Annotated in this window: 14 protein-coding genes; 5 read left to right on the top strand and 9 right to left on the bottom strand. The window is 72.2% G+C overall.

Annotated features, from left to right (window positions below):
- The first annotated feature begins 44 nt into the window (after positions 1-44).
- A complete protein-coding gene (locus BFV98_RS16965; protein WP_071097027.1) occupies positions 45-1,712 on the top strand; it encodes an MDR family MFS transporter in 1,668 nt (555 codons plus the stop codon).
- 7 nt (positions 1,713-1,719) lie between these two features.
- Here BFV98_RS16965 and BFV98_RS16960 read toward each other — a convergent pair whose 3' ends face one another.
- Positions 1,720-2,211, bottom strand: coding sequence for an NUDIX domain-containing protein (locus BFV98_RS16960; RefSeq protein WP_013283681.1), 492 nt, complete (start codon positions 2,209-2,211; stop codon positions 1,720-1,722).
- Between the two features lie 100 nt (positions 2,212-2,311).
- Between BFV98_RS16960 and BFV98_RS16955 the strand changes: the two genes are divergently transcribed.
- Complete coding sequence (locus BFV98_RS16955) at positions 2,312-3,946, top strand: fatty acid--CoA ligase (RefSeq protein ID WP_176921776.1); 1,635 nt, start codon at positions 2,312-2,314, stop codon at positions 3,944-3,946.
- Between the two features lie 180 nt (positions 3,947-4,126).
- On the opposite strand, the gene BFV98_RS16950 is transcribed toward BFV98_RS16955, so the two are convergent.
- The 5 genes from BFV98_RS16950 to BFV98_RS16930 form a co-directional block, all read right to left on the bottom strand.
- Positions 4,127-5,140 (bottom strand): NADPH:quinone reductase, encoded by a 1,014-nt coding sequence (locus tag BFV98_RS16950; RefSeq protein ID WP_013283683.1) that lies wholly within the window; start codon positions 5,138-5,140, stop codon positions 4,127-4,129.
- A 90-nt stretch (positions 5,141-5,230) separates the two neighbouring features.
- The gene (locus tag BFV98_RS16945) at positions 5,231-6,367 is read right to left on the bottom strand and encodes a glutathione-independent formaldehyde dehydrogenase (RefSeq protein ID WP_030274411.1); all 1,137 of its coding nucleotides are present in this window, start codon (positions 6,365-6,367) and stop codon (positions 5,231-5,233) included.
- A 41-nt stretch (positions 6,368-6,408) separates the two neighbouring features.
- A complete protein-coding gene (locus BFV98_RS16940) occupies positions 6,409-7,062 on the bottom strand; it encodes an HAD family phosphatase (protein ID WP_013283685.1) in 654 nt (217 codons plus the stop codon).
- Positions 7,063-7,094: 32 nt separating this feature from the next.
- Positions 7,095-7,943, bottom strand: coding sequence for a hypothetical protein (locus BFV98_RS16935; RefSeq protein WP_176921775.1), 849 nt, complete (start codon positions 7,941-7,943; stop codon positions 7,095-7,097).
- Positions 7,944-8,082: 139 nt separating this feature from the next.
- A complete protein-coding gene (locus tag BFV98_RS16930; protein ID WP_013473608.1) occupies positions 8,083-8,835 on the bottom strand; it encodes an FKBP-type peptidyl-prolyl cis-trans isomerase in 753 nt (250 codons plus the stop codon).
- A gap of 63 nt (positions 8,836-8,898) precedes the next feature.
- Here BFV98_RS16930 and BFV98_RS16925 point away from each other — a divergent pair, with 63 nt between their 5' ends.
- On the top strand, positions 8,899-9,291 hold the full coding sequence (locus BFV98_RS16925) for a PPOX class F420-dependent oxidoreductase (RefSeq protein ID WP_013283688.1): 393 nt from the start codon (positions 8,899-8,901) through the stop codon (positions 9,289-9,291).
- A gap of 48 nt (positions 9,292-9,339) precedes the next feature.
- On the opposite strand, the gene BFV98_RS16920 is transcribed toward BFV98_RS16925, so the two are convergent.
- On the bottom strand, positions 9,340-10,332 hold the full coding sequence (locus tag BFV98_RS16920; protein ID WP_013283689.1) for a Ku protein: 993 nt from the start codon (positions 10,330-10,332) through the stop codon (positions 9,340-9,342).
- A gap of 87 nt (positions 10,333-10,419) precedes the next feature.
- On the opposite strand from BFV98_RS16920, the gene ligD (BFV98_RS16915) reads away from it, so the two are divergent.
- Together ligD (BFV98_RS16915) and ligD (BFV98_RS16910) are read left to right on the top strand one after the other, a co-directional pair.
- The gene (gene ligD, locus BFV98_RS16915) at positions 10,420-11,358 is read left to right on the top strand and encodes a non-homologous end-joining DNA ligase (protein WP_030274403.1); all 939 of its coding nucleotides are present in this window, start codon (positions 10,420-10,422) and stop codon (positions 11,356-11,358) included.
- Complete coding sequence (ligD, locus tag BFV98_RS16910) at positions 11,348-12,256, top strand: non-homologous end-joining DNA ligase (RefSeq protein ID WP_071097022.1); 909 nt, start codon at positions 11,348-11,350, stop codon at positions 12,254-12,256. The genes ligD (BFV98_RS16915) and ligD (BFV98_RS16910) overlap by 11 nt, the downstream gene beginning before the upstream one ends.
- Here ligD (BFV98_RS16910) and BFV98_RS16905 read toward each other — a convergent pair.
- Both BFV98_RS16905 and BFV98_RS16900 read right to left on the bottom strand, forming a co-directional pair.
- Positions 12,189-13,271 carry a hypothetical protein gene (locus BFV98_RS16905; protein WP_030274399.1) on the bottom strand — a complete coding sequence of 361 codons (1,083 nt, stop codon included), beginning with the start codon at positions 13,269-13,271 and terminating at the stop codon, positions 12,189-12,191. The genes ligD (BFV98_RS16910) and BFV98_RS16905 overlap by 68 nt on opposite strands.
- Positions 13,272-13,366: 95 nt before the next feature.
- Complete coding sequence (locus BFV98_RS16900; RefSeq protein WP_013283693.1) at positions 13,367-13,741, bottom strand: DUF4267 domain-containing protein; 375 nt, start codon at positions 13,739-13,741, stop codon at positions 13,367-13,369.
- Positions 13,742-13,799 lie beyond the last annotated feature (58 nt).

The raw sequence follows: 13,799 nt of genomic DNA, 5'->3' as shown, positions 1-13,799 counted from the left end.
GCCCACCGGGGGCATGATCCGCCCCCGGTGGGATAGGAAGCGGGATGACCGCCCAGGCCGCCCGTCCCGCGTTGCCCGCCCGACAGATCCGCCTGCTGATGTTCGGTCTGATGACCGGCATGCTGCTGGCGGCGCTGGACCAGACCATCGTCGGCACCGCGCTGCCGACCATCGTCGGCGAGCTGGGCGGCATCAACCACTACTCGTGGGTGGTCACCGCGTACCTGCTGGCCTCGACCGCCTCGACGCCGCTGTACGGCAAGATGGCCGACCTGTACGGACGCCGGCCGGTCTTCCTGTTCTCGATCGGGATGTTCCTGCTCGGCTCGCTGCTGGCCGGGCTGTCGCAGGACATGACCCAGCTGATCGTCACGCGGGGCGTGCAGGGCCTGGGCGCGGGCGGCCTGATGACGCTGGCGTTCACCATCATCTCGGACGTGGTGTCGCCCCGGGAGCGTGGCCGCTACCAGGGGTTGTTCGGTGCCGTGTTCGGTGTGTCGTCGGTGGCCGGACCGCTGGTCGGCGGCTACTTCGCGGAGAACAACTGGCGGTGGATCTTCTACATCAACGTGCCGCTGGCGATCCTCGCCATCGTGGTCTGCTGGCACGTGATGCGGCTGGTGCCGTTCGAGCGGCGGGAGCACACAGTCGACTGGATCGGCGCGGCACTGCTGGTGGCCGGCGTGAGCTGCCTGCTGCTGGCGCTGAGCTGGGGCGGCGCCGAGTACGCCTGGGGCTCCGGCGTGATCGTCGGGCTGTTCGCCGCGGGCGCGGTGCTGGGCGTGCTGTTCGTCGTCCAGGAGGCCCGGACCAGGGAGCCGATCCTGCCGCTGCGGCTGTTCCGCAGCGCCACGTTCGCGCTCGCCAACGGCGCGGGTTTCGTGCTCGGTCTGGTGATGTTCGGGTCGATCATCTTCATCCCGCTCTACCTCCAGATCGTCAAGGGCGCCTCGCCGACCCGCAGCGGTCTGCTGATGCTGCCGATGATGGCCGGCGTCATCGTCACCTCGGTGCTCACCGGCCGGGCGATGAGCCGGATCGGCAGGTACAAGTGGTTCCCGGTGGCGGGCGCGGCCGTGCTGGTGGTCGGCATGCTGCTGTTCCAGCAGCTCCAGGTGGCCACCTCGCTCTGGCTCGCGTTCGGCTACATGGTGGTGATCGGCGTCGGGCTGGGCCTGTGCATGCAGTCGCTGATCCTGGCCGTGCAGAACGCGGTGAGCGTCCGCGACCTGGGTGCGGGCACCTCGTCTGCGACGTTCTTCCGGTCGCTCGGCGGATCGTTCGGCGTGGCCATCCTCGGCGCGGTGCTGTCGTCCCGGCTCACCGCCGAGATGTCCGCGCGGCTGCCCGGTGCGCTGGCGCAGCTCCCGCCGGAGCAGCGGGCCGCAGTGACGGCCGGCGGGGACTTCTCGATCAACGACCCGGCGGCGATCCTCGCGCTGCCCGCCCCGGTACGCGCCGCCGTCCAGGCCGCGTTCGTCGAGTCGCTGCACCTGGTCTTCCTGACCACCGGGCTGATCGCCGTGATCGCCGTGCTGGTCACGCTGGCCATGCCGAACCTTCAGCTGCGCGGCACCGGCCCGCAGGGTGCCACCGGCGGTGCCGACCCGCTCGGCGGGAAGGCGCCCGCGCCCGGCGGCAAGCCGCTGACAAAGGAGTCGAAGGACGAGGCCGCCGCCGACATGGAGGCGAAGTCGCAGACGATGCTGTGACCGGCGGCTACTTGAGGATCAGTCGGTTGGTCTGCTCGAACACGTCGAGGTCGGCGAGAGTCTCGTGCACGCTCGACGACAGCGGGTGCGGGAAGTCCGCCGGGCGGAAGAAGCCCGAGTCGGTGGTCTCGTCGGTGAACCGGGCCAGCTCGCCGTCCCACTCGTCGACCCGGAACGCCGTGGTGAAGACCTGGTACGTGTGGCCGTACATGTTGGTGTGGGTGCGGTCCGGGCCGGTGTAGAGCGCGAACGCGCTGACCCGCAGCGCCCGCAGCCCGGTCTCCTCACGGACCTCCCGGACCGCGCAGTCGGCGATCGACTCGCCGAGTTCCATGGCACCGGCCGGCAGGGCCCACTGGCCGTTGTCGGAACGCTGGATCAGCAGCACCCGGGCGGCGTTGTCGCGCACCACGGCGCGGGCGCCGACGAACATCAGGGTGCGGTCACCGGCCAGGGCGCGGAGCTGCCCCACGTACGAGTCGGCCCACGAGATGCTCACCCGGACAATCTACGCATCATCCGTGATCACCTCGGCGATTCCGGGGGGTTCCGCAGATGTGACCGCCGCCACTACGTTGTTACCCATGCGTAGCACGATGATGGATGCCCCTCTCCAGGTCGCCCGGATCCTCGAACACGGCTCCACCGTGCACGGCGCGGCGGAGGTGGTCACCTGGACCGGCGCCGAACCCCGCCGGATGACGTACGCGGAGGTCGGCCGCGCCGCCGCCCGGCTGGCCCACGCGCTGCGCGACGAGTGCGGGGTGACCGGCGACGAGCGGGTCGGCACGTTCATGTGGAACAACAACGAGCACCTGGTGGCCTACTTCGCCGTCCCGAGCATGGGCGCGGTGCTGCACACGCTCAACATCCGCCTCTTCCCCGACCAGGTCGCCTACATCGCCAACCACGCGCAGGACCGGGTGGTCCTCGTCGACACCACGCTCATCCCGCTGCTCGCCCGGGTGATCGGCGAGATGACCACCGTGGCGCACGTGGTGGTGGTCGGCGGCGGTGGCCCGGCGCCGCTGCTGGCCGCGGCCGGCGACCGGATCACAGTGCACCACTGGGACGCGCTGCTGGCCGACCGCCCGGACCACTTCGACTGGCCGGAGGTGGACGAGCGTGACGCCGCCGCCCTCTGCTACACCTCCGGGACCACCGGCAACCCCAAGGGCGTCGCCTACTCGCACCGCTCGATCTACCTGCACTCGCTCCAGGTCTGCATGCCGGAGGGCTTCGGGCTCGGCCCGAACGACAGGGAACTGGCGATCGTGCCGATGTTCCACGCGATGTCGTGGGGCCTGCCGTACGCGGCGTTCCTCTCCGGCGCCTCGCTGATCATGCCGGACCGGTTCCTCCAGGCCGAGCCGATCGCCGCGATGATCGCCGCCGAGCGCCCCACGCTCGCCGGGGCGGTGCCGACCATCTGGAACGACCTGCTGGCCTACCTGGACGCGCACGAGGTGGATCTCTCCTCGCTGAAGGAGGTCATCGTCGGCGGATCGGCCTGCCCTCCGGCGCTGATGCACGCGTTCCACGACCGGTACGGCATCGACGTCATCCACGCCTGGGGCATGACCGAGATGTCGCCGCTGGGCTCGGTCTCCCGGGCACCGGCCGGCGCGACCGGCGACGACGCCTGGCGCTACCGCTACACGCAGGGGCGCGTCCCGGCGGGTGTGACCGCGCGGATCGTCGGGCCGCTGGGCGAGCCGCTGCCCGCCGACGGGACGTCGGTGGGCGAGCTGGAGGTACGCGGGCCGTGGGTGACCGCCCGGTACATCGGCGACGACGCCCCGGAGGAGGAGAAGTTCCGGGACGGCTGGCTGCGGACCGGTGACGTCGGCACGCTCTCGCCGGACGGCTACATCACGCTCACCGACCGCGCCAAGGACGTGATCAAGTCGGGCGGGGAGTGGATCTCCTCGGTCGAGCTGGAGAACGCCCTGATGGCGCATCCGGCGGTGCTGGAGGCGTGCGTGGTGGGCGTACCTGACGAGCGCTGGGACGAGCGGCCGCTGGCCACTGTGGTGGTCCGCGAGGGCGCCTCGGTGACCGCGGAGGAACTGCGGGACTTCCTCGCCGGCTCGGTGGCCCGCTGGCAGTTGCCGGAGCGCTGGGCGTTCATCGACGCGGTGCCGAAGACGAGCGTCGGCAAGTTCGACAAGAAGGTGGTGCGCTCGCGGTACGCCGACGGCGGGCTCGACGTGCGGGAACTGACCGCGTCGTAACGTTTCGCGGCGTACCGTCGCCTACACGGGTAGGAACGCGTTCCCAACGGACATTCCTCCCAGAGGGCGGCCCCGGCGTTCGCACCGCGCCGGGGCCGCCCGTCCGTTACGGGGTGACCCGCACCGTCATTGTTGCGAAACTTGTTCGCGTCTGTCCGGCTGTCGGGGAAATCCGGTCGCCTACTCGTCGGCGGTGCTCACCAGCACCTTTCCCACCACGCTGTCCTGCACCGCCTGCTGTGCGGCGGCGGCCTCCGCCAGCGGATACCGGTGCAGCGGCAGCCCCGCCTCCTCACCGACCCGGATCGCGCCCTGCGCCACCGCCGCCGCGATGTCCGTGACCGCCTGCGCCTTCGCCACCTTCGGCGCGGTGTAGATCAGCACGAACTGCCAGCGGGCGTTCGGACCCATCAGCGGCCGGATCGGCAACGTCACCTCGCCACCGCCGTCGTCGGCGTACACGCAGACCGCCCCGCCGGTGCGCAGCATCCGTACGTCGGCGGCGGCGTTGCGGGCGGCGGACACCTCGACGATCGTGTGGACCCCGTCGGGCGCGACCTTGCGGACCTCCTCGACCACGTCCTGCTCGCGATAGTTGATCACGAAGCTGGCACCCGCCGCCGCCGCGAGCTGCGCCTTCTCCGGGCTGCTCACCGTGGTGATCACGCACGCGTCGGCCCACCGGGCGAGCTGGATCGCCGCGTTGCCCACCGCCCCCGCGCCGCCCTGCACCAGCACCACGTGGTCGCTCAACGCGCCGGCGTGCAGCTTGTCCGGCATGAACTCGCCGGCGGTCAGGCAGCGGTGCGCGGTCATGAACGGGATGCCGAGCGCCGCGCCCAGGTCGAACGAGGCCGGACCGAGCGGCACCGCATGCCGGACCGGGACCAGCGTGTACTCAGCGGCGGTGCCCCACGGCCGCTGCCACGCCGCCTCCCACACCCAGACCCGCTCACCGATGAGCGTCCGGTCCACGCCCTCACCGACCGCCTCGACCACCCCGGCGCCGTCCTGGTGCGGGATCTGCCAGCCGGCCGGCAGCGGCCACGCCTGGCGGGCCTTCCAGTCGGTCGGGTTCACCCCCGACACGGCCATCCGGACCAGCACCTCGCCCGGTCCGGGTTCCGGCACCGGCCGCTCGACCACCTGGAGCACCGAGGCGTCCCCGCTGCGCTCGTACACGATCGCCTTCATCGCCGTCCCTCCGCCGTCCTCCCGGGTGCGCTACCCGGCAGCCGCCCGAACATTCGGCCCGGGCGCACCCGGCCACCGTACGACGGCTCGTCAGGCGGCCGGCTTGAGCACGACCTTCGAGTAGCCCGGTTCGCGGCGGTCGAAGCGCTGGTACGCCTCCGGCGCCGCGTCCAGCGGCAGTTCCTTGCTCACCACGAAGCTCGGCGTCGCCCGCCCCGCCGTGATCAGGTTCCGCAGGTACGCGTTGTACGTCTTCACGTTCGCCTGCCCGGTGCCGATCCGCAGGCCCTTCTCGAACAGCTTGCCCACCTTGAACAGCAACTCACCCCGGGCGGAGTGCTCGTCCGGGGCGCCCGGGTCCGCCGAGAGGTAGAGCCCGACCACGCCGATCGCCCCGGTCGCGCGCACCACCTCCACGAGCGTGTTCAGCACCAGCGCCGGCTGCTCCTCGCCGCTGGGCGCGGACGCCTGGTATCCCACCGCGTCCACGCCGTGATCGGTCCCCACCCCGTCGGTCCGGTCCCGGATCTGCTCGACCGGGTCGCCCGCGCTGAAGTCGATCGCTGTGGCGCCGATCGACTCGGCCAGCCGCAGCCGGTCCGGCACCCGGTCCACCACGAACACCTCGGACGCCCCGATCAGCACCGCCGAGTACGCGGCCATCAGCCCGACCGGCCCGCCGCCCATCACTGTCAGGTTCTCGCCCGGCCGCAGCCCGGTCATCGCCACACCGTGGTAGCCGGTCGGGAAGATGTCGGCGAGCATCGCGTAGTCGTTCTCGTGTTCGGTGCCCGGCGGCAGCTTCAGGCAGTTGAAGTCGGCGAACGGCACCCGCAGGTACTCGGCCTGCCCACCCCGGTACGGCCCCATCGACACGTAGCCGTACGCGCCGCCGGCGAAGCCCGGGTTTACCGTCAGGCAGAAACCGGTGCGCTGCTCCCGGCAGTTGCGGCAGAACCCGCACGCCACGTTGAACGGCATCGAGACCCGGTCGCCCACGCGCAGGCTCGTCACGCCCGGCCCGGTCTCGACGATCACGCCCATGTTCTCGTGGCCGAACACGATGCCCGGCTCGGCGGCCGTCCGTCCCTCGTACATGTGCAGGTCCGAACCGCAGATCGCGGTCGTCGTGACCTGGACGACCACGTCGTTCGGATCCTCGATCCGGGGGTCGTCGACCTCGTTGACGGCCACCTCGTGCGGCCCCTCGTACACCACAGCCCTCATGTCACCGACCGTAGGCCGGGTGGCGGCGGCGGGTGGGTGGTTCAGTCGATCCCCGCCACCACCTCGGGCGTGAGCGCGCCGATCGAGGGGAGCAGCACGGCCGCGAGCGCCTCGGCGTCCGGGTCGAGCGGGTACGACGCGTGCGGCACCGCCACCACGCGGCACCCGGCGGCGGCCGCCGAGCGGACCCCGTTCGACGAGTCCTCCACCGCCACGCACCGGGCCGGGTCGACGCCCAGCCGCTGTGCCACCGCGAGCCACACGTCGGGGGCGGGCTTGCCCCGGGCGGTCTCCTCGGTCGACAGCGTCGCGCCGAACGCGCCGGCCAGGCCCGTCGCGTCCAGCGCCGCCGCGATCAGCCGGGTCGGTGAGGAACTGGCCAGCCCCAGCGGCCACCGCGCGGCGATGCGGCGCACGACCGCGTCCGCGCCGTCGATCAGCGGTACGTGCTGCGCGTACCGCCGGGCCATCTCGGTCACCACCTCGGTGGCGACCTGCTCGGCCGACCTGTCGACGCCCAGCTCACCGCTGAGGTATTCGGCCCACTCGGCGGTGCTCATGCCCATCAGCCGGCGCTGCGTGTCCGGCTGCCAGACGCCGCCGTGCTCGGCCACGTACGCCCGCCGGACCTCCTCCCACACCGGCTCGGAGTCCACGATCACGCCGTCCAGGTCGAAGAGCACCGCGTCCACCACGTCGACCATCCTGCCCCAGCCGGCGGCCGGACTCACCGTGGCAGCGCCGCTCCGGCCGAACGCTGAGCCGGAAGGCCGATCGGGGCCTTGGCCGGGATGATCGTGCGGCAGCGCGTCGCGATCGGCTCCAGCAGCTCCCGCAGCCGGCCGGTACGCTCCGCGCCCAGCGCCCGCCACGGACCCGCGGCGGCCCGGTCGGTGGCCTCCTCGACCACGCGGAACGTCTCCGTGGCGTACGGCGTGGGGTCCATGTCGGCGGTCAGCCAGCCCTTGTCCACCAGGCGCTGCTCGGCGGCGGTCCACTGCTCGTCGGTCCAGCCCCGGGCCGGCTGGTGGAACTCGCGGGACTGGTCGACCCGGCACCGCCAGGCCACCACCTCGGCCGGTTCCAGCCCGGTCGTCACCAGCGCCGCCACGTGGCCGTCGCCGCGGTGCTCGCGCAGCGTGGTGGCGGCCTGCCAGAGCCGGGCCAGCGGGTACTCGCCCCGGGGCAGCGCGGCGTTGACCGCGCCGAGCACCCGGCCCGCGACGTCCACCCGGCCGGCCGCCTCCTCCAGCAGGCCGGCGGCCTCGACCAGGTGCGACTCGGGCAGCTCGTAGGTGAACTCGGCGAGCGCCTGCACGCCACCGGTGAGCCGGGCCCGCAGCGTCTCCTCCGGGGTGGCCAGGCGCCACACCGAGGGCAGCGCGCGAGCCACCATGGCCGGCGCGAAGCTGAAGAAGGAGGCCGTGACGGTCGGCGCGTCGACCGGCCCGAGCGGCGCGGCCCGGCCGGCGAAGTAGCCGCGCCAGTAGCCCCGCAGCCCGACCGCCTCGAACGCGGCCCGGGCCCGGGGGTGGAAGTAGGTCACCGCGTGGACCGGCTCGTAGAGCGTCCACATCTGCCGGGTCACCCCGGACTCGTCCAGCGCCGCCACGTGCACCTCCGCGTCGGTGGGCAGATCACCACGGGCGAACGTGCCGCCCGTGGTGACCATGAACCTACTGCCGCTGGGTGACCGGACGGAAGCCCGGAGTGATCTACTGCGCAGCCAGCACGTCGACGACGAAGCGCAGCGGCCCGGCCGGACGGCCGCCCGCGGCGTCGTTGCCGTACGCCAGCTCGGCCGGGAGGTCCAGCTGGACCCGGCTGCCCACCGGCACGCCGACCAGGCCCTGGTCCCAGCCCTTGATGACCTGGCCCACGCCGATCTGGAAGGTGGCCGGCTGGCCGCTGTCCCAGGACGCGTCGAACTGCTTGCCGTCCTTGTAGAACACGCCCACGTAGTTCGTGGTGATGTTCTGCCCGGCCTTCACCGCCGGGCCGGTGCCCTTGACCAGGGTGGTGACGGTGAGCTTCTTCAGCTCGCCGGTACCGGCCTGCACTGTCGGCTTGGTCTTCAGCGCCGGGTCGAAACCGGCGGGCAGCTCCGGAGCGGGCGCCGCGGTGGGCTCGGCCGGCGCGGTGGGGCTGGCCGAGGAGCCGGCGGTGGACGTCTTGTCGTCGTCCCCGCTGTTCAGCCAGACCAGGCCGCCGACCAGGGCCACCACCGCGAGCACGCCGACCGCCGCGCCGAGGATCGACTGCCGGCGGCGACGCGCCTCGGCTGCCTTCTTCTCGGCCAGCTGGGCGGCCAGCCGCCGCTGTGCCTTGGTGGCCGGGGCCTGGCCCGCCGACCGGTTCTCCACACGCTCGCTCACGTCGACTCCCTGCAGGGTGGGTGGGTGCGCCCCCGGCGGGCCGCCGCCGAGGCCAGCGCACACGGTACCCGCCCGGAGCCCCAGCGTGCCCATACGGCCGCCACGATCCGGACACGATGCCCGATACGGGGGCACCACACGGGGTACGTTCCGACCATGGCGATCCTCAGCGAAGAAGACCTGGCCCTGCTCGGCGAGCCGCAGCTCGCGCACGTGGCGACGATCGAGGCCGACGGCACCCCGCACGTCACCCCGGTCTGGGTCGACACCGACGGCGAGCACATCGTGTTCAACACGGCCAAGGGCCGGCAGAAGTACCTGAACATGTCCCGCAACCCGGTGGTCGCGGTGTCGGTGGCGGACAAGGCCGACGACTTCCGCACGCTCTGGATCAAGGGCACCGTCGAGTTCGTCACCGAAGGCGCCGACGAGCACATCGACCGGATGGCGAAGAAGTACCTCGGCCAGGACACCTACCCCTGGCGCCGCCCCGGCGAGGAGCGCGTCATCGTCCGCGTCACCCCCACCGAGAAGCTCGGCCGCGGCTGAACGGCGGAGCCCCGCCCGCCACCGGGGGCGGGGCGATCGCCGTACGCGTCAGGCGGTCTTCTTCTTCGCGGGCGTCTTCTTGGCGGCGGTCTTCTTGGCCGGTTCGGCCTTCTTCGCCGCCGTCTTCTTCGCGGGCGCCTTCTTGGCAGTGGTCTTCTTCGCAGGCTCGGTCTTCTTCGCCGGCGCCTTCTTCGCGGCCTTCTTCGCCGAGCGGGCCGACGAGATCGGCGTCGGCTCGGCGCCGCCACCGGACGGCGCCTCGCCCCGGGCCGCCCGGGCCCGCTCCACCGACGCCTTCAGCGCGGCCATCAGGTCCACGGCGGCGGCCGGAGCGGCCTCTTCCTCCTCCGGCTGCACCACCTCGCGGCCCTCGACCTTCGCGTCGATGACCTCCTGCAACGCGGCCCGGTAGTCGTCGGTGAACGCGTCCGGCTCGAACTCCCCGGCCATCGAGTCGATCAGCGAGCTGGCCATCGCCAGCTCCGGCGGGCGTACCTTCAGGTCCTCGTCCAGGAAACCGAAGTCGGGCCGGCGGATCTCGTCCGGCCACAGCATGGTGTTGAGCAGCAGCACGCCCTCGCGGACGCGCAGCGTGGCCAACTGCTCCCGCTGGCGCAGCGCCACCTTGACGATCGCCACCCGCTCCGAGTCGGACAGCGCGTCACGCAGCAGCACGTACGGCTTGGTCGCCGAGCCCTCCGGCTCCAGGAAGTACGCCTTGTTGTAGAGGATCGGGTCGACCTGCTCGGCCGGTACGAACTCCAGCACGTCGATCGCGTGCGACGTGCTCAACGGCAGGTCGGCGAAGTCCTCGTCGGTGAGGATCACCATCTCGCCGCCGCCGATGTCGTACCCCTTGGCGATGTCGTCGTAGGTGACCTCCTCGCCGCAGACCGAGCAGGTGCGCTTGTAGCGGATCCGGCCGCCGTCCTCACGGTGCACCTGGTGGAAACGGATGTCCTTCTCCTCGGTGGCCGAGTAGACCTTCACCCCGATCGACACCAGGCCGAACGACACCGCTCCTTTCCAGATCGCCCGCATTCCCGCGCTCCTCTCCCCGGTTGACAACCAGAATCGCAAACGATCGAACGGGACGCACGCGCTTCCGTGCGCAACTACAGTCAGGAGGTGCCCGGCGCGCCGTTGAAGCCGATGCTCGCGACGACCGGGCAGCTCCCGGCCGGCGCCGCCTGGTCGTACGAGTTCAAATGGGACGGCGTCCGCGCGCTCGCCGACATCTCGCGCGGCGACAGGCACTTCTACGCCCGCTCCGGCGTCGAGATCACCACCGCGTACCCGGAACTGCTCAACCTGGCCGAGCAGGTCGGCGACGCGCTGCTCGACGGCGAGGTCGTCCTCTTCACCGACGGGCAGCCCTCGTTCACCGCGCTCGCCGAGCGGATGCACGTCCGCAACCCGGCCAAGGCGGCGCGGCTGGCGGCGACAGTACCCGTCACGTACATGATCTTCGACCTGTTGCGGCTCGACGGCGTCGACCTGACCGCCCGGCCGTGGCGGGAGCGGCGGGCGGCGCTGGAGTCGCTCGGGCTCGGCGCCGCCCGGTGGGCGGTGCCGCCGGTCTTCGGCGACGGCCCGGCCACCTACGCGGCGGCCGGCGAGCACGGGCTGGAAGGGGTGATGGCCAAGCGGGTCGACTCGCTCTACCGGCCCGGCGTGCGCTCGCCGGACTGGGTGAAGGTCAAGCTGGAGGTCACCGCCGACTTCGTGGTCGGCGGCTGGCGGCCCGGCGCGCGGCGCGTCGGTGGCCTGCTGGTCGGCGTGCCCGGCCCGGACGGACGGCTGGTCTACCGGGGGCGGGTCGGCGGCGGGATCGGCGCGGCGCTCGAACGGGAACTGCTGCGCGAGCTGGAACCACTGCGCTCCACCGACTCGCCGTTCGCCGCCGACGTGCCGCGCGAGGATGCCCGGGGCGCGATCTGGGTAACTCCCCGAATCGTGGTGGAGGTCAAGTACGGCCAGCGCACGCCGGACGGCCGGCTGCGCTTCCCGCGCATCCTGCGCCTGCGCCCGGACAAGCCGCCCGAGGAGGTCGACGATGCCCTCTGAGCGGTTGAAGGTCGAGGTCGAGGGGCGCTCACTGGAGTTGTCCAACCTGGACAAGGTGCTGTTCCCGAAGGCCGGGTTCACCAAGGGCGAGGTGATCGACTACTACACCCGGATCGCCCCGGTGCTGCTGCCGCACCTGCGCGACCGCGCGCTGACCCGGATCCGGTTCCCCAACGGCGTCGACGGCGGCTCGTTCTTCGAGAAGAACGCACCCGCCGCGACCCCCGGTTGGGTACGCACCGAGAACCTGCCCGCCCCCGGGTCGACGAAGGGGCGGGAGACCATCGACTACGTGGTCTGCGACGAGCTGCCCACACTCGTGTGGCTGGCCAACCTGGCCGCGCTTGAGCTGCACGCTCCGCAGTGGAAGATCGGCGCCCACCCGGACATGATGGTGGTCGACCTGGACCCGGGCGCCCCGGCCGCGCTCAAGCAGTGCTGCCGGGTGGCGCTGCTGATGCGCGACCGGCTGGCCTCCGACGGGATTTCCTCGTTCCCGAAGACGTCGGGGAAGAAGGGCATGCAGCTCTGCTGCCCGATCGCCGGTACGCAGGACGCCGAGGTCGTCTCCGACTACGCCAAGCGCATCGCGCAGGAGCTGGAGCAGGCACACCCGAAGCTGGTCGTGTCGAAGATGGCGAAGAACCTGCGCCCCGGCAAGATCTTCATCGACTGGAGTCAGAACAACGCGGCGAAGACGACTGTGGCGCCGTACTCGCTGCGGGCCCAGTCGGTGCCCTCGGTGTCCACGCCGCTGACCTGGGACGAGGTGGAGGCCGGGGCGGCGGGGAAGCGGCCGTCGACGCGGCCGTACACCGCTGGTGAGGTGCTCAAGCGGGTGGAGAAGCAGGGCGACCTGCTGGCGCCGCTGCTCGACGGCGGTCCCGAACTGCCGTGACCCGCCACCACGCGCCGCCCACCAGCAGCAGCACGATCACGCTGATCGCCACGTCACCCACCAGCGCCGCCGCCGGGCTCGCCGGGGCATAGGTCGGCACGGCGTACGCGAGCGCCGCGGCGACGACCAGGCCTGCCGAACCGGTGGCGAGCACGTGCCGCTGCCCCCAGCCGGGTCGCCGGGACCAGCGCGTCAGCAGGGCGGCGGCGATCCCGGCGAGTGCGAGGGCGAGCACCACTCCCGGCCATCCCGGGGCGATCGTGGAACCCACGTACGCCGCCGCCACGACCAGCGCGGGCCGGAGCGGCCGGGGCGGGCCGGCTTCGGTTTGCGGTCGGCCTGCGGGCGTCGGCCCGGCGGGCGCAGGCGCGTCGGGCGGTGGCCCGGCGTGCCGGTGGCGGAGCAGGGCGGCGGTGATGAGGGCCAGTGCCACGCCGGTGGCGACCGCCAACTGGACCGGCGAGGCCAGGAAGTTCTTGCGGCCACCGTCGTCGGCGAACACCAGCAGGCTGCCGCCGAGCCAGAGCAGCGCCGCCGCGGTCAGCCCCGGTCGGCCCAGCCAGGGCCGCGCCCGCCGGCCCGCGCCGAGGTACGACTCGACGAGCGCGATCGGCGCGCAGACGGTCAGCACCACATGGTTGCCCACGTAGTCGACTGCCTGCCTCGCGCTGAACCCGAGACCGGGCACCAGCGTGGCCTCCGCCGCGGCCCGGGTGTCGGCGAACTCGGTGTCGTCCAGGAACCCCGGATTGAACAACGACTGGTCGACCAAGCCGGCCTGGATCACGCCGAACGCGGCAGCGAGCAGCGCGATCCCCGGCCAGCCGAGCCCGAACCGCCGGGCCGTCTCGCGGATCAGCAGCGCGGCCCCGCCGTACATCGGGGCGAGCACCAGCACCACGAACGGCATGCCGGTGAGGGTGAAGCCGCCCCAGGAGCACTCGGCGGTCCACGGGGCGAGCAGCAGCAGCGCGATCGCCGGCACCAGCCGCCGGCGCGGGGGTTCGGTCGTCATGCCCGCACGGTCCCGCAGCCACCCGGCCCCCCGATACGGCCGTCGGACGACCGGGCCCGCGACCAAAGTCGACGGTCGCGGACCGGTGGGCCCGGCTAGAGCGCGAACAGCAGCGCGGCGTCGAGGAGGACGACCACGGCGGTGGCGAAGTGGATGCCGAAGGCGGTCGCCCGGGAGCCGCCGTGCCGCAGCACGATGAGGGTGTCGCCCAGCGGGGCGAGTGCGACCACGAGCATGAACCAGGCGACGGCGTCGGCGCTGGTGAAGGCGATCAAGGCGAGGCCGACCAGGCCGTAGGTGAGGTCACGCAGCCCTTTGATCGTGAGGTACGCGGGATCTCCCGTGCCCTCCGCGGCGGGGACGCCGTAGCCGGCGGCGGCGGCTCGGGGAACGAGGAGGAAGCGCGCGCCGATCAGGACGATGAAGAGGCTGAGGACGATGGCGAGCCCGTAGGCGACGAGGGTGAGCATGCCGACTCCAAGATTCTAGCGCTGCTAGGGATGAGAGCGAAGCTAGCAGAGCGCCGAT

Origin of the sequence: Micromonospora sp. WMMB235 (assembly GCF_001855515.1) — a bacterium.
Taxonomy (GTDB): Bacteria; Actinomycetota; Actinomycetes; order Mycobacteriales; family Micromonosporaceae; genus Micromonospora; species Micromonospora aurantiaca.
This window is presented reverse-complemented; position numbering and strand designations above follow the sequence as displayed.